The 18,179-nt window shown below is 70.6% G+C and carries 15 protein-coding genes; all 15 read right to left on the bottom strand.

Going from position 1 to position 18,179, the window contains the following annotated elements; translation table 11 throughout:
* Positions 1 to 69: 69 nt before the first annotated feature.
* A complete protein-coding gene (gene gatB, locus AC4D12_RS14570; RefSeq protein WP_490950677.1) occupies positions 70 to 1,584 on the bottom strand; it encodes an Asp-tRNA(Asn)/Glu-tRNA(Gln) amidotransferase subunit GatB in 1,515 nt (504 codons plus the stop codon).
* On the bottom strand, positions 1,581 to 3,098 hold the full coding sequence (gatA, locus tag AC4D12_RS14565) for an Asp-tRNA(Asn)/Glu-tRNA(Gln) amidotransferase subunit GatA (protein WP_490950676.1): 1,518 nt from the start codon (positions 3,096 to 3,098) through the stop codon (positions 1,581 to 1,583). The genes gatB and gatA overlap by 4 nt, the downstream gene beginning before the upstream one ends.
* A gap of 3 nt (positions 3,099 to 3,101) precedes the next feature.
* Positions 3,102 to 3,398, bottom strand: a complete 297-nt coding sequence (gene gatC, locus AC4D12_RS14560) for an Asp-tRNA(Asn)/Glu-tRNA(Gln) amidotransferase subunit GatC (protein WP_490950675.1) — start codon at positions 3,396 to 3,398, stop codon at positions 3,102 to 3,104.
* Positions 3,399 to 3,513: 115 nt separating this feature from the next.
* The gene (locus tag AC4D12_RS14555) at positions 3,514 to 4,044 is read right to left on the bottom strand and encodes a GNAT family N-acetyltransferase (RefSeq protein WP_490950820.1); all 531 of its coding nucleotides are present in this window, start codon (positions 4,042 to 4,044) and stop codon (positions 3,514 to 3,516) included.
* A 24-nt stretch (positions 4,045 to 4,068) separates the two neighbouring features.
* Positions 4,069 to 4,533, bottom strand: a complete 465-nt coding sequence (locus tag AC4D12_RS14550) for a hypothetical protein (RefSeq protein ID WP_490950674.1) — start codon at positions 4,531 to 4,533, stop codon at positions 4,069 to 4,071.
* A 99-nt stretch (positions 4,534 to 4,632) separates the two neighbouring features.
* Positions 4,633 to 5,109 carry a YunG family protein gene (locus AC4D12_RS14545; RefSeq protein ID WP_490950673.1) on the bottom strand — a complete coding sequence of 159 codons (477 nt, stop codon included), beginning with the start codon at positions 5,107 to 5,109 and terminating at the stop codon, positions 4,633 to 4,635.
* On the bottom strand, positions 5,106 to 5,447 hold the full coding sequence (locus AC4D12_RS14540; RefSeq protein WP_490950672.1) for an META domain-containing protein: 342 nt from the start codon (positions 5,445 to 5,447) through the stop codon (positions 5,106 to 5,108). Before AC4D12_RS14540 ends, AC4D12_RS14545 begins: the two co-directional genes overlap by 4 nt.
* 155 nt (positions 5,448 to 5,602) lie before the next feature.
* The gene (locus AC4D12_RS14535; RefSeq protein WP_490950671.1) at positions 5,603 to 6,070 is read right to left on the bottom strand and encodes a DUF2087 domain-containing protein; all 468 of its coding nucleotides are present in this window, start codon (positions 6,068 to 6,070) and stop codon (positions 5,603 to 5,605) included.
* Complete coding sequence (locus AC4D12_RS14530; RefSeq protein WP_490950670.1) at positions 6,067 to 6,924, bottom strand: inositol monophosphatase family protein; 858 nt, start codon at positions 6,922 to 6,924, stop codon at positions 6,067 to 6,069. The genes AC4D12_RS14535 and AC4D12_RS14530 overlap by 4 nt, the downstream gene beginning before the upstream one ends.
* Positions 6,921 to 9,248 carry an NAD-dependent DNA ligase LigA gene (ligA, locus tag AC4D12_RS14525; protein ID WP_490950669.1) on the bottom strand — a complete coding sequence of 776 codons (2,328 nt, stop codon included), beginning with the start codon at positions 9,246 to 9,248 and terminating at the stop codon, positions 6,921 to 6,923. Before ligA ends, AC4D12_RS14530 begins: the two co-directional genes overlap by 4 nt.
* Positions 9,249 to 9,406: 158 nt before the next feature.
* Positions 9,407 to 9,673 (bottom strand): WXG100 family type VII secretion target, encoded by a 267-nt coding sequence (locus AC4D12_RS14520; protein WP_490950668.1) that lies wholly within the window; start codon positions 9,671 to 9,673, stop codon positions 9,407 to 9,409.
* 176 nt (positions 9,674 to 9,849) lie between these two features.
* Positions 9,850 to 14,313 carry a type VII secretion EssC family protein gene (locus AC4D12_RS14515; protein WP_490950667.1) on the bottom strand — a complete coding sequence of 1,488 codons (4,464 nt, stop codon included), beginning with the start codon at positions 14,311 to 14,313 and terminating at the stop codon, positions 9,850 to 9,852.
* A gap of 9 nt (positions 14,314 to 14,322) precedes the next feature.
* Positions 14,323 to 15,051, bottom strand: coding sequence for a hypothetical protein (locus AC4D12_RS14510; protein WP_490950666.1), 729 nt, complete (start codon positions 15,049 to 15,051; stop codon positions 14,323 to 14,325).
* 9 nt (positions 15,052 to 15,060) lie between these two features.
* Positions 15,061 to 16,770: a serine/threonine-protein kinase gene (locus AC4D12_RS14505; protein WP_490950665.1), complete on the bottom strand. Its 1,710-nt coding sequence runs from the start codon at positions 16,768 to 16,770 to the stop codon at positions 15,061 to 15,063.
* The gene (locus tag AC4D12_RS14500) at positions 16,767 to 17,936 is read right to left on the bottom strand and encodes an FHA domain-containing protein (protein WP_490950664.1); all 1,170 of its coding nucleotides are present in this window, start codon (positions 17,934 to 17,936) and stop codon (positions 16,767 to 16,769) included. The genes AC4D12_RS14505 and AC4D12_RS14500 overlap by 4 nt, the downstream gene beginning before the upstream one ends.
* Between the last annotated feature and the right edge of the window lie 243 nt (positions 17,937 to 18,179).

Here is an 18,179-nt window from a genome sequence, read left to right as displayed (position 1 = left end):
GCCGGCCGCCGCGGCGATCCGACCCGGTGTGTATCCGATCAGGGGGGGTCCCTTGAGCACCCGGCCTGATCAGCCCTCGACGCCGAGGCGCTGCAGGATGAGTTCGCGCACCCGGCCGGCGTCGGCCTGTCCGCGGGTCGCCTTCATGACGCCTCCCACGATCGCACCGACGGCCTGCACCTTGCCGCCGCGGATCTTCTCGGCGACGTCCGGCTGCGCAGCGAGCGCCCCGTCGATCGCCTCGAGGAGCGGGCCGTCGTCGGACACGACCGCGAGGCCGCGCTTCTCGACCACCTCGGCGGGTGTGCCCTCGCCGGCGAGGACGCCGTCGAGCACGTCGCGGGAGAGCTTGTCGTTGATCTTGCCGGACTCGATGAGCGCGTTGAGCTCGACGATCAGCTCGGGCGTGACGCCGAGTTCGGCGGGCTCGACGTCGGCCAGCTTGGCCCGGCGGGAGATCTCGCCCATCCACCACTTACGGGCGACGGCTGCGCTCACGCCGGCGGCGATCGTGTCCTCGACGGAGGACATGACCCCTGCGTTGACGACGTCGCGGAACTCGGCGTCCGAGTAGCCCCAGTCACCCTGGAGCCGCTTGCGGCGCTCGGCGGGCGGCTCGGGCAGTTCCGCGCGGAGCTTCTCGATCCAGGCGTCGTTCGTGACCACGGGAACGAGGTCGGGCTCGGGGAAGTAGCGGTAGTCGTCGGCGTCGGACTTGGGGCGTCCCGACGTCGTGGACCGCGTGTCCTCGTGCCAGTGCCGGGTCTCCTGGATGATGGGCGTGCCGGTGTCGAGGACGGCCGCGTGCCGCTGGATCTCGTAGCGGACGGCGTGCTCGACCGACCGGAGCGAGTTCACGTTCTTGGTCTCGGTACGCGTCCCGAACGTCTCCTGGCCGTACGGACGCAGGGAGACGTTCGCGTCGCAGCGCACGTTGCCGCGCTCCATGCGGGCATCGGAGACACCGAGGTTCTTGACGATCTCGCGGATCGCGGCGACGTAGGCCTTCGCGAGTTCGGGGGCACGCGACCCGGCGCCCTCGATCGGCTTGGTGACGATCTCGATGAGCGGCACCCCGGCGCGGTTGTAGTCGACGAGCGAGAACTCGGCACCCTGGATGCGGCCCGTCGAGCCACCCATGTGGGTGAGCTTGCCGGCGTCCTCCTCCATGTGGGCGCGCTCGATCTCGACGCGGAACACCGTGCCGTCGGCCAGCTCGATGTCGATGAAGCCGTCGTAGGCGATCGGGTCCTCGAACTGGGACGTCTGGAAGTTCTTCGGGGTGTCCGGGTAGAAGTAGTTCTTCCGCGCGAAGTAACACTTCTCGGCGATGCTGCAGTTCAGCGCGAGGCCGATCTTGATCGCGGACTCCACGGCCACACCGTTGACCACGGGCAGCACGCCAGGCAGCCCGAGATCCACCGGCGTCACGTTGGTGTTCGGCACGTCGCCGAAGGCGTTCGGCGCGGAGGAGAACATCTTGGTCCTCGTGTTCAGCTCCACGTGGACCTCGAACCCGAGCACGGGATCGTACTTCTCCATGGCCTCCTCGAAGGAGAGGACCTCATCGGTTACAGCAGTCATGACGTACCACCTGGGATAGCAGTGATCTGCGGGGCCTTGGCCAGCAGCGGGCCGCCCCATGTCTCTTCGAGCAGCGCCTCGAGGACCGCGCCCACGCGGTAGAGGCGTGCGTCCTGGCGCGCGGGGGCGAGGAGCTGGATGCCGACCGGCAGCCCGTCCTCGTCCGCGAGCCCGCCCGGCAGGGAGAGCCCGGGGACACCCGCCATGTTCGCGGGGATGGTGGCGACGTCGTTCAGGTACATCGCCAGCGGATCGTCGAGCTTCTCCCCCAGCTTGAAGGCCGTGGTCGGGGCGGTCGGCGAGATGAGCACGTCGGCCTGCTCGAACGCGGCGGCGAAGTCACGCTGGATGAGCGTGCGGACCTTCTGCGCCGAGCCGTAGTAGGCGTCGTAGTAGCCGGCGCTCAGCGCGTAGGTGCCGAGGATGATGCGGCGCTTGACCTCGTCGCCGAAGCCGGCTGCGCGGGTGGCTCCCATGACGCGCTCAATGGTCGGGGCGCCATCGGGCACCACGCGCAGACCGAAGCGGACGCCGTCGTACTTGGCCAGGTTGCTGGAGGCCTCCGACGGCATGATCAGGTAGTAGGCGCCGAGCGCGTACCGGAAGTTGGGGCACGAGACCTCGACGATCTCGGCACCCGCGGAGCGCAGCAGCTCGAGCGACTCCGAGAACCGCGTGAGGACGCCGGCCTGGTAACCCTCGCCCTGCAGTTCTTTGATCACGCCGATCCGCATGCCTTCGACCTGGCCCATGCGGGCGGCCTCGACGAGTGCGCCGACGGGGTCGGTGAGCGACGTGGAGTCGTGGGGATCGTGGCCGCCGATGACCTCGTGCAGCAGGGCGCTGTCGAGGACGGTGCGGGACACCGGACCGATCTGGTCGAGCGAGGACGCCATCGCGATGGCCCCGTAGCGGGACACGCCGCCGTAGGTCGGCTTCACGCCGACGGTCCCGGTCACCGCGCCGGGCTGGCGGATGGAGCCGCCGGTGTCGGTGCCGAGGGCCAGGGGTGCCTCGAACGCGGCGACGGCGGCAGCGGACCCGCCGCCGGATCCGCCGGGGATACGATCCAGGTCCCAGGGGTTCCTGGTGGGTCCGAACGCGGAGTGCTCGGTCGAGGAGCCCATGGCGAACTCGTCGAGGTTCGTCTTCCCGAGGATCGGCATCTTCGCCGCGCGGAGCTTCCGCACCACGGTCGCGTCGTAGGGGCTCTGCCAGCCCTCGAGGATCTTCGAGCCGGCCGTGGTCGGCTGGCCCTTCGTCACGATGAGGTCCTTGACGGCGATCGGTACACCCGCCAGCGGGTGGAGGGTGTCGCCGTCGGCCCGGGCCCTGTCGACCTCGGCGGCGACGAGCAGCGCCTCGTCCGTGTTGACGTGCAGGAAGGCGTTGATGGCGCCGTCCACGGCGTCGATGCGGTCCAGGTAGGCCTGCGTGGCCTCGACGGCGGAGACCTCCTTCGACGCGAGCTTCCGCGAGAGGGCGTCGGCGGAGAGGTGAATCAGATCGGCCATGGGTTACTCCCCGTCCAGGATCGCGGGCACCTTGAAGCGTCCGTCGGCGTTGTCGGGTGCGCCGAGCAGCGCTTCCTCGTTGGTGAGGGTCTCCCCCACCACGTCCTCGCGGAACACGTTGCTCAGCGGGATCGGGTGGCTGGTCGCGGGGACGTCGTCGCCCGCCACCTCGCTCACGGACTTGATGGACTCGACGATCACGGCGAGTTCCCCGGCCATGCGGTCGAGCTCCTCGTCGGTCATGTCGATGTGGGCGAGGCGCGCGAGGTGCGCGACGTCGTCCCGGTTGATCTCGGCCATGGATCTCCCCTGGTTGGAGGCGTGGGTTTCTGCGTCCATCCTAGTGCGGGCGCGCGCGATGGCCCGCACTGCGGGGTGGGTGACGGCGGTGCAGCAGGATCCGGAGGGCCAGGATTCAGAGGGCCAGGCGGAACACCCAGAGGATGATGTCCTCGTTCGGGACCACCCAGTCCCGCTCCGGCACCCGGACGAAGCCCATGGACGCGTACAGGCCGTGCGCCCGGACCATCTCGGAACCACTCGTGAGGCTCACGGCCTCGATGCCGGCCAGGGTCCGCGCGTGCTCGATGATGCGCTCGACCATGACGCGCCCCACGCCACCGCGCTGGACCGCGGGGTCGACGGCGAGCATGCGGAACTCGAGTTCACCCTCCACCGCGATGTCCGTGTACCGCTGGCCCGCGAACGTCAGCGCGACGGAGCCGATGACGGCGCCGTCGCGCTCGGCCACCCAGATCTCCGCGTGCTCGGCACGGTGCTCCACATCGGCGAGGACCGCCATGTACGGGTGCGTCTCGTCCGTGAAGTAGCCGGCCTCGAGGTAGGCGCCGCGCGTGATGCGGCGGACGTCGTCGTAGTCCTCCGGCCGGACAGGGCGGATGACGATGCCGGAACGGAGGGGGTCTTCACCGGAGGGGGCTGGAATCACCCGACCATCCTGTCACGATGCTCACCCGCGGGCCCGCTCGGGGATCCGTTCGAAGGTAAGGGTGCCGGCGTCGCTGGTCATGATCAGGGTGCCGCCGTCCACGGTGTAGCTGACGGGTGCGGAGAAGAACGAGTGCACCCAGGCATCGCGGCTCGCCGTTGGTTCCTCGCAGGCGACGGCCGCGACGGCAGCCCTCGACATGTCGACCACGATGTCGTCGTCGGTGATGACGACGGGCGCATTGATGGCAGCGCAGGGCGGGAGGATGACCGCCGTGTACTCACCGTTGAGGGTGGTGGCGCTCCACCGCACGGGTTGCTGGTCGATCCAGCCGAGCTCACCCGAGCCGTCCGTGCCGGACACCGATCGGAATTCGACGTCATCCAGGCGACGCTCGGCGGCGGACAGACATCCGGTGAGGGTCAGGGCGAGGGTTCCGCCGATCGCGAGCGACACGAGGAGGGTGGAGAGGCGGCGTCCTGTCATGGCTCATCGGAGCATGGAATCCGCCTGCGGTCGAGACCCTGCGGGCTCACGAGGGTCTGGGGACCGCCCACTGGCCTCGGGCTCATCGATGCGGGCTCGTCACATCGCCCGGCCCAGCGCAGCCAGCACCCGCGTGCGCAGCAGCTCGTACTCGCCGGCGTAGGCACGAGGCCCTCCGGGCGGCCGCACGACGACGCGGGGTTCCCCGATCACGTGCTCGGGCCCGAACTGTTCCCGGGTCAGGTCGATCTCGAGGCCGGCGGGCATCCGGTTCCAGTAGTGCACCTGGGCTGCTTGGTCAGGATGCGTGACGTCCGCGATCAGCAGGTCCCCGCCGAGGAGGTCCTGCAGCACGAGCGCCGTCGGTCCGCACTGGCCCCGCGCCGGGACGTCCGCGGTCCAGCAGGGGAGGCTGTCCCTCGCGAGACAGGTGGTGTCGGGGCCCCATGACGCACGGACGGCGCGTTCCAGCGCCGCGAGCGTGATCGGCGCGCATCCGACCGCCGCGGGTGTGGGTGGCGCGGTTTCGATCGCTGCGGTGGAGATCGGGACGGAGGGCACGACGCCGCCGGTCACCGGTCGATCCGCTCGAAGGTGAGGCTGCCCCCACCGTTGGTCAGGACGAGGACCTCACCCTCCAGCGTGTACGCCAGGGGCTCGGCGATGAAGTCCCGCACCCAGGCGTCCATCGCCGCGCGGGGCCCGTCGCACTCCACGTCGGCGATCGCCGCGCGATCCATGTCGACCTCGATGGTGTCCTCGCTGAGGGTCACCGGTGCCGTGACGGGCGCGCAGGGAGGCCCCACGACGGCGCTGTACTGGCCGTCGACGTACTCCAATTGCCAGTACACCGGATTGACCTCGATCCACGGGAGAGGGCCGGTGCTGTCCTGACCCACCCGCGAGGCGAACACGGCGCTGTCGAACGCACGCTCCGCCGCGGGGACGCATCCCGTGATCAGGATCAGCAGCGCGACGCCGACCAGCGCCCCGCGAAGCGCAGCTGAGCTCGATCGGGGCCGAGGACCACGAGCCCGAGGACCGAAGGACCTCCTCACGCGGGGCAGACTCACGCTCCCCCGTCGACCCGGCGGTACCCCGTGCCGTCCGGGTTGCGCCGCACGAAGCCGTGGTCCACGAGGGCTCGGCGCAGCGTCGGCACGTCCCGGGTGACGGTGGCCAGCAGCCGATTGATCTCGAGTTCACCGAGATCCTCGTCCTCCGGCAGCAGCCTGACGGCAAGATGCTCCAGGAGGTCCCGGCGGTCCTGGCCCGCCCTCGGCAGACCGTCGACGCGACCCTCGCGGAAGAATCTGTCGACTCCCTTCGGCGCCGGTGCTGCGGACTGCGCGAGGACCTCGGTGAACAGGCCGCTGTTCACCGAGCCGTCAGCACTCAGCAGGCCGGCGTCCACGAGACGCTGCCGTTCCTTCGGCCTAGCGTCGAGCGGCTGCCCGACGACGGCCTGCGCGTACAGGTCCCTCGACCGCTCGCTCGCGAGGGTCGAGAACACCTTCTGCCAGGACGGCGCGGTCATCGCACGCGCCCGGCGGTGACCGACGCTGCGAAGGCGGACGACCCCGCGACGGTGAGCGCGGCCAACCGCTCGGCGTCGCTCGGGCCGCCATGGAGCATGGGCGTGAGTGCGGGGCGCAGGACGACGGCGCCGGCCTCCTCGGCGATCAGGGCACCCGCTGCGAGATCGTGCTCGTTGAGGCCGCGTTCCGCATAGGCGTCGAGCGTGCCGTCGGCCACCATGCAGAGATCCAGCGCGGCGGAACCGAGCCGCCGCACGTCGCCGAACCCCTCGAGCAACCGACCCAGTTCCCCGAGCTGGTCCGCCCGGGTCGCGGGGTCGTAGGAGAAGCCCGTGCCGATGATGCGTCCGGTGCCCGCCCCGGGTCCGGGACCGGTCAGCCGCCTGACGCGTCCGTGATCGCTCAGCCACGCGCCCTGCCCGCGGGACGCCCAGTAGATCCGGGACAGCGCAGGGGCGTGCACCACGCCGGCGAGCCAGGTGCCGTCCTCGTCGGCCACGGCCACGGACGTGGCGTAGTACACGATGTTCCTGATGAAGTTCGTGGTGCCGTCCAGCGGGTCGATCGACCAGCGGGTACGGCCGCTGCCGTGCCGCCCCTCCGGCACCGTGGTGCCCAGTTCCTCACCCGTGATGATGTCGTGGGGTCGGGAGTGGTGGATGACGGCACGCACCGCGCGCTCCGCCGCGACGTCGAAGTCCGTGACCCAGTCGCTGTCCGAGCTCTTGCTCGTCGCCCCGAGCGTAGCGGCGTCGCGCCGCGTCAAAACCTGGGCTCCCGCCTCTGCGGCCTGGCGCGCGAGGTGCAGGAGTGCGCCGGGGGTCGGCGGGACGGATGGCAGGTCTGCGCTCACACGCCGTCCTCCGCTGCCGACCGGAGCGCCTCGACGCTCTCCTCGAGCTCCTCGGCGGCTTCCAGCTCCTCGTTCTCCGTCTCGGGCTGAACGTTCAGGGCCGAATCGGACGGAGTATCGGAGGGAGTGTCCGACGCCTCGGCGAAGGCCGCAGGACCGTGCGTCAGCAGCGCGATGAAGCCCTCCTCGTCGAGCACCGGCACCCCGAGCGTCTCGGCCTTCTCGAGCTTCGTCCCGGCGTTCTCCCCCGCGACCAGGTAGCTGGTGTTCTTCGAGACCGAGCCCGCCGCCTTGCCACCGCGCGTGATGATGGCTTCCTTCGCCTCGTCGCGGTTGTACTTCTCGAGCGATCCGGTGACGACGACGGTCAGGCCCTCGAGCGTGCGGGGCGTGCTCTCGTCGATCTCGTCCTCCATGCGCACGCCTGCTGCCGCCCAGCGGTTTACGATCTCGCGGTGCCAGTCCTCGGCGAACCATTCCTTCAGGGCCGCGGCGATCGTGGGGCCCACCCCGTCCACGTTCGCCAGCTCCTCCTCCGACGCGTTCCGGATCCGGTCCATGGAGCCGAACGCCGTCGCGAGCGCACGGGATGCCGTGGGGCCCACATGCCTGATGGACAGTGCCACGAGCACGCGCCAGAGCGGTTGCTTCTTCGCCTTCTCGAGCTCGATGAACAGCTTGCGCGTGGTGGCGCTCGGTTCCGACGGCTTCTTCGCCGTGCCCTTCGAGTAGAAGTAGGGCACGAGCTCGCGGCCCGTCACCACGCCCTTGACCTTCTTGTCGCGCTCGATCCGCACGTCGGCGAGCATCTCGGGCGTCAGGTCGAAGACGTCCGCCTCGGTGGTGATCGGCGGCGCCTCCGGCTCGGCGGGGTGCGTCAGTGCTATCGCGGCCTCGTAGCCGAGAGCCTCGATGTCGAAGGCGCCGCGACCGGCGAGGTGGAAAACGCGCTCCCGCAGCTGCGAGGGGCAAGACCGGGCGTTCGGGCAGCGGATGTCCACATCGCCCTCCTTCGCCGGCTGCAGGGTGGTGCCGCAGGACGGGCACTCGGTCGGCATGACGAACTCACGGACCGGCGGGTCCTGCTGGTCACGCAGCGCCATGACGGGCCCGACGATCTCGGGGATGACGTCGCCCGCCTTCCGGAGCACCACGATGTCGCCGATCATGACGCCCTTGGCCTTGACGACCTCCTGGTTGTGCAGCGTGGCGAGCCCGACGGTGGACCCGGCGACCTTCACGGGCACCATCTGGCCGAAGGGCGTCACGCGACCTGTACGGCCCACGCTGACGATGATGTCCAGGAGCTTCGTGTTCACTTCCTCGGGCGGGTACTTGTAGGCCACGGACCAGCGCGGCACGCGGGAGGTGTGGCCGAGGGCGCGCTGCAGGGCGAAGCTGTCCACCTTGACGACGATGCCGTCGATCTCGTGCAGGAGGTCGTGCCGGTGATCCCCGTAGTGCCCGATGAACTCGACCACCTCCTCCTGCGTGGACAGCACCTTGTAGTAGGGCGACGTCGGGAGCCCCCAGGACGTGAGCAGGTCGTAGGTCTCGGACTGCGTCTCGGCGGACAGGCCGGTGCGCGCGCCGATGCCGTGCACGTACATGTCGAGGGGACGCTCGGCGGTGATCGCCGGGTCCTTCTGCCGCAGCGAACCGGCTGCCGCGTTGCGGGGGTTGGCGAACGGCGCCTTGCCGGCCGCGACCATGCGCTCGTTCAGCTGGCCGAACTCCTTGGTGGGGAAGAAGACCTCGCCGCGGATCTCCACCTCCTCGGGATGGTCGGAGCCCGCGAGATTCTTCGGGATGGTCGCGATGGTGAGGACGTTGTGGGTGATGTCCTCACCCGTCACGCCGTCACCCCGGGTCGCGGCGCGGACGAGCTCCCCGTTGCGGTAGAGGAGGTTCACGGCGAGGCCGTCGATCTTCAGCTCGGTGAGCCAGGCGATGGTGGAGCCGGGCGACCGCTGCTCGACGCCCGCGGTGGCGCGGTCCAGCCACACCTTCAGCTCCTCGAGCGAGAAGACGTCCTCGAGGCTGTACATGCGCGCGAGGTGGTCCACGGGCGCGAAGGCCGCGGACACGTCACCGCCCACCTCCTGCGTGGGCGAGTCGTTGGAGGCGAGCTCGGGGTGAAGCGCCTCGAGCTCCTCCAGTCGCCGGAACAGGGCGTCGAACTCGGCGTCCGAGACCGTGGGAGCGTCCTGGCGGTAGTACGCGACGCGATGCGCGCGGATCTGTTCGGCGAGGGCCGCGTGCTCCTCCCGCACTGCCGCGTCGGGGCCCGTCGTCGTGCCGGCGTCTTCGATTCCTGTGGTCACTTTCCCATCTTGCACTACACCCCTGACACGGACCACCGCGGGCCGGCGGCGGTGCAACCCCGGGACGACGGCGGTCCGCGCCGCCCGACATTCAGTACTCCTCGTTAAAGGACAACGGCCCGCAGCCGGGGCTGCGGGCCGTTGTCCTTGAGGAGTGACTACGCCGAAGCGGTCTCCTGATCCTGCTTGTTCTTCTGGACAGTCTGGCTCACGGTGCCGAGCTCGGAGGCAATGGCGGTGAGCTTGGCGCGGTGGCCCTCCCAGTCGCTGCGGAAGCGGCCGGCATCGGGGCCTTCCCAACCCGTCGATGCGAGCTTCGTGGTGAGCTGACCGACCATCTGGTTGATCTCCTCGGACTTCTGCGTCAGGAGCGTTGCAAGTTCCTGCATCTCCTGAGGGTTGTTACCGTGCGTGATCTGGCTCATGTGTCCCCACCTTGTCGTGTTGTGCCGGCCCCGGTTCCTCCGGTGCCGTTCGCCCTGCCGGTCCGTCCGGCCGAGCTACTACGTCGAACTTATGCGAGCCCCCTGGACGTGTCGATGGGGAGCTCTACCCATGACGGCGTAGCAACTGCCAGGGGTGTGTCCGGAGCATCCGAGACCTAGGACGCCCCGCCCATCGTCGTGGCAATCTGAACCTTATACGCCTTGCCCCGTCCGATGACATACCCGCGGCCCGGCAGGAAGCGGTTCCCCGTTGTCCGCCCGAGGGACGTGCTCAGGAGGGTGTCGCCGTCGATCTCGCCGGGGTTGAGCAACAACCCCCGGCGGCCCGACTTGAAGGGTCCGGCGAGGTTCCACGCACTCGACCACGTGGACGTCTCGGCCTCCCCCACCACCCACTGGTTCGCCTTGACGGCAGCCTTCACCAGGGCGGAGAGCTCCATCTCCGCCGGGGAGTCCGTGAACTCGGTGACGCCCTCGATGAAGAACGCCACGGCGTCGTCCGCCTCGGTGGTCAGGGCGAGGAGACGCGCGAGTTCCGGCTGCACGGCCGCCGGGGTGGCATACGCCTCGTCCCACACCGGCAGGGAGGCGATCGAGGATTTCCTGGCGCCGAAGTAGACCCGCCGCGTCCTCGGCGAGGACCGCTGGAGCGCCGCGGCGAGCGTGACGAGCGCCGTGGTGCGGCCTGCTCCGGGCGGGCCGCTGATCATGAAGACCCCGTGCGCCGTGAGCGCGGCGGGCTCGAGGTTGTAGTCGTCCACACCGATCACGGGGGCGCCCTCCGCACCGGCCGGGAGGACCTGCAGGTCCAGGCTCTCGGGCAGGCTGAGCACGCCGGGTGCCTGCGGTACGCCCTGGCGCACCATCGCGTCGCGGAGTTTCTCCACCTCGCGAGCCTGCAGGGCGAGGTTCGCGTTGCCACCGAAGATGGCGAGCTGGATCTCCTGACCGTCGCTCAGTCCGCGTCCCGGCGGCGAGGTGTTCGAGAGGACGTCCTTCGGCACGCCGAGCATCGCGTAGTCGTCCTTCCCCGCGAGCCGGAGGATCACGCGCCGCTGGATCGAGGCGGCGAGCGACGGCGGCAGGGCGTTGGTGCGTTCGCCGGTGACCACGACGTGCACGCCCATGGGCCTGCCGTCCGTGGCGATCTGCTGGAAGAGTTCGAAGTGGCGCACCGAGCCCTTGAACTCGTAGCTCTCGCGGAAGGTCGAGAGCCCGTCCACCATGAGGAGGATCCGCGGCTCGTCGGGACGGCCCGCGAGTTCCCGGTACTCGGTGATGGTGCCCGCGCGGACCTCGGAGAAGCGATCCGCGCGCTCGTCGATGATGCCGCGGAGGTACCGCAGCAGGCGGCCGATGCGCTCGGAGTCCTCGCCGTCGAGGATCGCCCCCACGTGCGGGAGCTGGTCGAGCATCTGCAGCCCGTTGGACGCGCAGTCGATCCCGTACACCTGCACGGGCCCCCCGCGCACGGTCACCGCGGCCCCGATGGCGAGGGTGCGGAGCGCAGCGGACTTACCCGAGCCGCCCGCGCCGAGGAACGCCATGTTGCCGTCCGTGTCCGGTGAGTAGAACACCGTGGGCTGCGCCTGGTTCGCGGGGTCGTCCGCGACGCCGAGCAGCATCTTCTCGTCGGTGCGGGGGTTCGGGAGCTTCGAGAAGTCGTAGGCGGTGGCCAGTTCCGCGAGCCACGGTTTGCGGGGCGGGGTGATGCCGAGCTCGATCGCGGCCTGGGACACGTTCGCCACGATGCGCGAGATGTCGTTCGGTCCGCCGATCTCCTCCACCTCCGCCACGCCCTCGCGCTCCCAGGCGGGGCCGGAGCCGAAGTCCATCTCCACGATGTCGATCCGGGGCCGCGCCGGCGTACGCGTGGTCCAGCCGCCGGCGTACCCGGTCTGGAAACCCTGGAGACGCCCCGGCCCTGTCTTCGCGGCGCCGCGGCCCGGGATCGTCGGGCTGAAGTAGGCGGCCATCGGGTCACCGAGGATGTCCTCGGAATCGTCGGTGTCCGCCATGCGCAGTGCGATCCGCATGTTCGTGTTGGCGCGGAGGTTGTCCTTGATGACACCGGCGGGTCGCTGCGTGGCGAGGATCAGGTGCAGGCCGAGGGAGCGGCCACGTGCCGCGACGTCGACGACGCCGTCCACGAACTCCGGCACTTCGCGGGCCAGCGCCGCGAACTCGTCGACCACGATGATGAGCGACGGCGGTGTCTCGGGATCCGCCTCGCGCTCCATGGCGAGGAGGTCCTTGGCCTTCTTGCGGTTGAACAGGTGCTCGCGGAAGTGCAGTTCGGCGCGCAGGGAGGTCAGCGCCCTCCGGACGAGGTGCGGGGAGAGGTCCGTGACGAGCCCCACCGTGTGGGGTAGCTGCACGCACTCGGCGAAGGCCGCGCCGCCCTTGTAGTCCACGAAGAGGAACGTGAGGCGGTCGGGGCTGTAGGCCGCGGCCATCCCCAGGACCCAGGACTGCAGGAACTCCGACTTGCCGGCACCCGTGGTGCCGCCCACCAGGGCGTGCGGCCCCTCGGTCTTGAGGTCCAGGTACATGGGCTCCACGCCCTTTGACCCCACGAGCGCACGGAGCGAACCCTGGTGCTTGCGGTTGGGCACCGCGGAGGCCGCCACGGAGTTGTTCTCGCGCCAGCGGTCCGCGACGGCGGCGGTGGCCTCCATCAGGTCATGACCCGCGAGCGTCACGTAGGACACGGCGCGCGGCAGGTCGGAATCGTCGTCGACCGGCGTGCCGACGTCCACCACCGGGGTGAGCATGCGGGCGAGCTGGCCCGCGAGCGCCTCGTCGACGCTCTCGCAGCTCACCGGCGTGGTCAGCCGCCCGAGACGCACCTGCCCCGAGACGTTCGCGGTGTCGCCGTCGACCGCGAGGAAGTCGCGGCACGCCGCGGGCAGGGCGGGGACGGACGTGGCGATCCACAGCAGGTGGACGCCGACGTCGGCCCCGAGTTCGGCGACGCGCGTGAGGCGCGCACGGTCCACGGAGGCGTCGTCCTCGACGACCACGAGCACGCTCGGGACCACGGGGGCGGGCGTCTCGAGGTCCTTGAGGTCCTTGAGGTCCTTGAGGTCCTTGAGGTCGATCATGCCGCGCAGGCTCGGGCCGGAACGGCGGCGGGACCGGGCGGCGATGAGGTCCTCGAGCTGGGACAGGAGCGCGGCGCCCGCGGCGGGGCCGGCACCGAGGTGGTCGCCGGCGAGCGGACTGTGCACCGAGCCCACGTGCGGGAGCCACTGCAGCCAGCTCCAGCGCTCCTTCGAGGCCACGGACGTCAGCGCCGTGACGACGAACTCGGCCGGCGAGTGCAGGCCGATGGCCTGGATCACCAGACCGCGGGCGACGTCGTCCACGACGCCGCGGGGACCGGCGAGGCCCAGCGCACCGGAGAGCCGGAGGTTCGCGACGATCGGGACGTCGTCGATGGTGGTGTACTGCTCCACCGCGGTGGAGATCTCCTCCGCGTACTCAGCGAGCGTGTCATTGCTCGAGGCCTCGCGGATCTCCACGCGCGACGGCGCCGTGCCGGTGCCGAAGCGCAGCGTCAGGAACGCCGCGTGCTCGGGGCGGTGCGTCCACAGCAGCGGCCCGAGCTTGTAGATCGAGTCCACGGTGTCGGCGACGGACGGCGCCTCGGCATGCCGGACGGCGCGTTCGACGCGCTGCAGCCGGTCGAGGTCCCGCCGGAAGAACTCCATGGCGGCCGTGTACTGCTCGACGGCCTCACGGAAGGCCCGCTTCGCCGTCGAGCGCTGGTCGAAGTAGTTGGCCACGAGGATCAGGGGCATCATGAGCGCGAACAGCGCGCTGAACGGGCTCCGGGTGACCGCGAACATCACCATGCCCATGAGCAGGGGCGCGGCCATCATGATGTACGGGAAGCGCTGCGGCTGGGGGCGCTTGGGGCCGGCGGGCGGTGTCCGCGGTTTCACGTCGAAGGCGGGGACCACACGCGGGGACCGGTTGAACTCCACGAGGGGGTTGGTGGACTCACCGGCGCCCGCGCGGCCGAGGGACACCACGCTGATGGTGGTGTCACCGAGCGTCACCTCGTCGGCCGAGGTCAGGGCGGCCCTGCTGATACGCGTGCCCGCCATCATCAACCCGTTGGCGGAATTGGTGTCGATGATCTCGATGGTGTCCGAGATGTTGATCCTCGCGTGGCGCTTGGACATCATCGGATCAGCAAAACGGATGTCGGCGTTGCGGTCCCGGCCGAGGTAGCTGGCGCCGACCGGCAGCGAGAACTCCTTGCCGGCGTCGGGCCCCGCGAGCACGCGGAGCGTCGCGACCGACGGTCCGCGGTCCTGGCCGGGCAGGGAGAACTGGTCACTGACCTGCGTGATGGTCACCGTGGAACCCGGCCTCAGGCCGGACTCGAAGAGGCTGCGATCGGGGTCCAGCGTGCGCCCGCGCATACCGCCCGCCACATAGGACTCGTCGACCGTGAGTGAGAGACCGTCCGGCTGGGCAGCTCCGGAGCGGCCGGGATCGGAGGCGTAGAGCTCGCGGGCCACGTCACTGACGGTCGCGAGGCCGTCCACGGTGACGGCGAGGTCCTTCGCGGGCTCCGGCTCGCGCCTGAGGGTGAGGCGGAGTTTCATGCGTGGGCGTCAGTCGTCATCGGTGGTGTCCTTCGGATCGTGCACGGCGTCGGCCGGGTGGTCGAGGAGATGGAGGTCCTCGGGCGTGACGAGATGGGAGGTGATCGCGTGCTCCACGAGGCGCGCGCGGCGATTGGTGGCCAGCTTGCCGCCACCGGCCCGCAGACCGGCGACGCCCACGCGGTCCAGCTTGTCGCACACGTTGTCGAGTTTCCGGTTGAACCGCGTGAGCGCCCACCCGAGGCGTCGGGCGGCCTCCGCGGAGGACGGGATGGAGCTGAAGCCGGTTCCCTCGCGGCGGAGCATGGGCTCGGCCAGCGCGACGATCAGCGCCTTCTGGGCATCCGTGAAGCGGACGGGGCCGATGGTCGTCTCGCCCGTCGCATCACCACCGCGGCTGTCATGCCGGAAGGCGGGCGTCTTCAGGTGGACGTCGAACTCGTAGGTGGTGGGGCCGGCCGTGAACACCACACGTGTCTGCCCGAACACCAGGGGGATCCTGGCGCCGGGCGACACCCAGGCCTGCATGCCTCCGCTGACGTCGGCCACGGTGGCGGAGATGATGGACCCCACGTTGCTGAGCCACCAGATGCCGTTCTGGCGCTCGATCTGCAGGAACTTCCGGTGCAGGTACGGGTTGTCGTCGATCTCGAGATCGCCCTCGCGGCCGATGTCGAAGACGCGGTCCTCGGCGGGCTCGTGCCATTCCCCGCAGAAATCCAGTGCTAGTTCCCCCATGACGCCTTTCTACCCCGAGTAGCAGCTGGTGAGGGGCTCCGACGCGGACCCGTTGCTGCGGACGAGCTGGACCTCGATGCACGTCTCCCCGGAGGGGTTCGCCTGCACATCGGCGGTGAGCCGCACGGTGCGCACCCACTCCCCCGTCTGCTGCACCGTCGCCGTACGAAAGCGGTAGAGATCGCCCTCGCGCGGGTCAGGATTGGTCCAGGAGAACGTGACGACGCTGCCGTCGGGCACTCCGGTGATCCCCTCGGGCGCGGGGACGTTGCCCTCGAGTCCCGCCATCGGGTCCGACGGCGGCTGCGTGAGCCCCGGCGGCGGGGCCGCTTCGTCCTCGCCCCCACCGAGCGCCACGGCGGTGACGCCGCCTGCGACGGCGAGCGCGATCAGGGCGCCGACCCCGATCAGGAGCGGCAGACGACGTCGGCCGGGCTGGGTGGTGTCCGCCGCCGTCGCGCCCGCGCTGGTACCCGAGGTGATCCCGGCGGGCCGGTGCATGGTGGTGTCGAGACGCAGCGAGTCCTCGGGCGCCGCCGCTCCGCGCAGGACGGTGCGCTCGGACCACCCTCCGTCCTGGCTCTCCTGCGGCACGGGTGCGGGCGGGGGCGCAGGCACGCCGCCGGATCTCGATGAGGTGACCTCCGGGGTCGGCGCGGGCGACGGGTGCGCCGTCTGCTGCGGCTCCGCCGGGGGCGGACCCGCATGCGGGGAGGTGGTGCGGAAGGACGACGGGTGGGGGAAGGTGGGCCCGAAGGTCGTGGACTCCGGATCGATCGAGACGACGCGGCGCACGCGCGTCTCCTCGGCGCCGTCGTCCTCCCCCTGGACGTGCTGGGGCGCGTCGTCGAGCACCTCGAAGGGCGTCACGGAGTAGCCGAGCTCCGTCTGGATGCGCTGCAGGGTGAGGGCGAAGGAGTACGCGGACTCGAACCGCGAGCCGGGCTGCTTGGACATGGCCGTCGCCATGGCGAGCTCCAGCGAATCCGGGACGTCCTCACGGCCGGTCCGCTGCAGCGCCATGGAGCCGATACGGTCCATGAGGGCCGCCTGCGAGTTGTCCATGCCGGGGAACACGAACGGCGAGCGCCCGGCGAGCAGCGTGTAGACGGTGGCGCCGAGCGCCCAGACGTCCACCTTGACGCCGTCGATCCCTCCGCCGTGGAACGCCTCGGGCGGCGACCACGGGATGGACATGCCCTGGTCCTCGTCGCCCTGCGTGGACTCCATGGTGCCGGAGATGCCGAAGTCGGTCAGGGCGGGCCTGTTGTAGTCCGTGACGAGGATGTTGGCGGGTTTGATGTCGCGGTGCGCGATTCCCGCGCGGTGGGCCGACTCGACGGCGGACGCCACCTGGATGCCGATGGTCAGGGTCTCCGCGACCGAGAGGCGTGCGCGCCGGTACCGGATGTCCAGGCTGGGACGCGAGCAGTACTCCATCGCGAGGTAGGAGTGGCCCTCGGCCGTGGTGTCGGCCTCGTAGATCGTCACGATGTACGGGTGCGAGGACAGCTGCGCCATCAGGTTCGCCTCGGACTCGAAGGCCCGGCGCGCACCCTCGGTCTTGAGGTCCGAGATGAGCACCTTCACGGCGACCTGCCTGCGCGGCCTGTCCTGCTCGTACAGGTAGACGTCCGCAAAGCCGCCCGAACCGAGCAGGCTGATGTAGCGGTACCCGGGGATGGACGGCGGCGGGGCTGCGGCCCGCTTCGTGGTCACGGGAGGTCCTCGAAGCGCAGGGACACGTCGTCGCCGAGCTGCGCGACGTCGCCGTCGAGCAGGAACGCCGTCTCCCCCTGGCCCAGGCGACGCGGCGGCTGCCCCTCGCGGATGAGGACGGTCCCGTTGGTCGCCTTGAGATCGCACAGGAGCACGTGCCAGCCGTCCAGCCGCACCTCGACGTGCGACCGCGAGATGTCACCCGTCTCGGACTGCACCTGCACGAGCTTCGGCATCTCCTTGCCCTGCACGCGCGAGACCGACGGCTGGCGGCCCACGATCAGGGAGCGGTCGAGCTGGATGACCTCGCCCGTGGAGATGCGCATGACGCCGAGGCTCGGCCGGCGGACCTGCTGCGTCTCGGCGCTGACCGCGCCGCCGCAGACCGTGCAGACGGAGATGGTGGGCGCGTTCGCATGCCCGGCGACACACAACCGCGCGAGGACCAGCGGACCGGTCCCGGCAGGTCGATCCGAGGCGCCCCTCGCCGCGGCGGGCGTGGCGTCGGCTGCCGCGGGTACGGCGCCTCCGGTCCCGGTTCTGCTCGGCGCACCCGGCGCCGTGCCGGGCGCAGCAGCGCCGCCCCGGCCGAGTTCGCTGCGCATCACGGTATGGCCGTCGTGATCGCCCTCGTCGGCGCCTCCGGTTCCCCGCCCGGCGGCTTCGGTGCCGCCCGTGCTCCTCGGACCGGCACCTCGCCCCGCTCCGAATGGACCGGTGGCAGGGACGTCCGATGGTGCTGCGGGAGCGGGCCGCGGCGTGGCCCAGGGCACCGAGTCGATGAGGATCGTGGCCGGTGCAGCGCCGACGGCGGGCTCCGCTGCCACCGGGCGGCCGCCGCTCGGGGCATCGTCCGCGGCGTCGGCGCCGTCCGGGCTCCCTGCAGCGGCACGTCGGCCGAGCGTGGGCTGGTCGTCGGCGTCCGACGCCTCGGCTGCTGTGCCCGCCGCTGACGAGGACGCGCCGTGTCCGTCGGCGTCACCCTCGGACTCGCGTACTGCGGCGTCCTCGACGCGGCGTGCCACGGTCTGGTCCCACAGGTGGTCGTAGCCCAGCCCGGAGGTGCCCTGCTCCTCGATGGCATGGGCGGAGGACACGGGCGATGTGCTCGAGCCCGCGGGAGCCGCCGGGCGGTCGACGTCGGCGGCTGTCGGATCGGCGACCACCAAGGTGATCTGTGCGGCGTGAGCGGCGTGATCCGACGTGTTCTGCGCGACGGAAGCGGCTGCGGTGCCGGAGGGCTCGGCGGTCCTGCTGGCGGGATCGGACGCCGGGACCGTGCCGGGTGCGGTTGGAGTGCTCGTCGCGCGGCCTGCCGGCCCCCGCGTCGACTCCGGCTCCGGCCCCGACGTGGACACCGACTCCGACTCCGACGTCGACGTCGACGTCGACGTCGACGTCGACGTCGA

The sequence above is a fragment of the Arthrobacter sp. TJ-266 genome (assembly GCF_058269115.1).
This window is presented reverse-complemented; position numbering and strand designations above follow the sequence as displayed.

Bases quoted from the DNA above. Each gene is read 5' to 3' on its own strand.
- AC4D12_RS14515 (WP_490950667.1), bottom strand. From the start codon at position 14,313: ATGAAACTCCGCCTCACCCTCAGGCGCGAGCCGGAGCCCGCGAAGGAC.
- gatA (WP_490950676.1), bottom strand. From the start codon at position 3,098: ATGGCCGATCTGATTCACCTCTCCGCCGACGCCCTCTCGCGGAAGCTC.
- gatB (WP_490950677.1), bottom strand. From the start codon at position 1,584: ATGACTGCTGTAACCGATGAGGTCCTCTCCTTCGAGGAGGCCATGGAG.
- gatC (WP_490950675.1), bottom strand. From the start codon at position 3,398: ATGGCCGAGATCAACCGGGACGACGTCGCGCACCTCGCGCGCCTCGCC.
- AC4D12_RS14520 (WP_490950668.1), bottom strand. From the start codon at position 9,673: ATGAGCCAGATCACGCACGGTAACAACCCTCAGGAGATGCAGGAACTT.
- AC4D12_RS14510 (WP_490950666.1), bottom strand. From the start codon at position 15,051: ATGGGGGAACTAGCACTGGATTTCTGCGGGGAATGGCACGAGCCCGCC.
- AC4D12_RS14550 (WP_490950674.1), bottom strand. From the start codon at position 4,533: ATGACAGGACGCCGCCTCTCCACCCTCCTCGTGTCGCTCGCGATCGGC.
- AC4D12_RS14535 (WP_490950671.1), bottom strand. From the start codon at position 6,070: ATGACCGCGCCGTCCTGGCAGAAGGTGTTCTCGACCCTCGCGAGCGAG.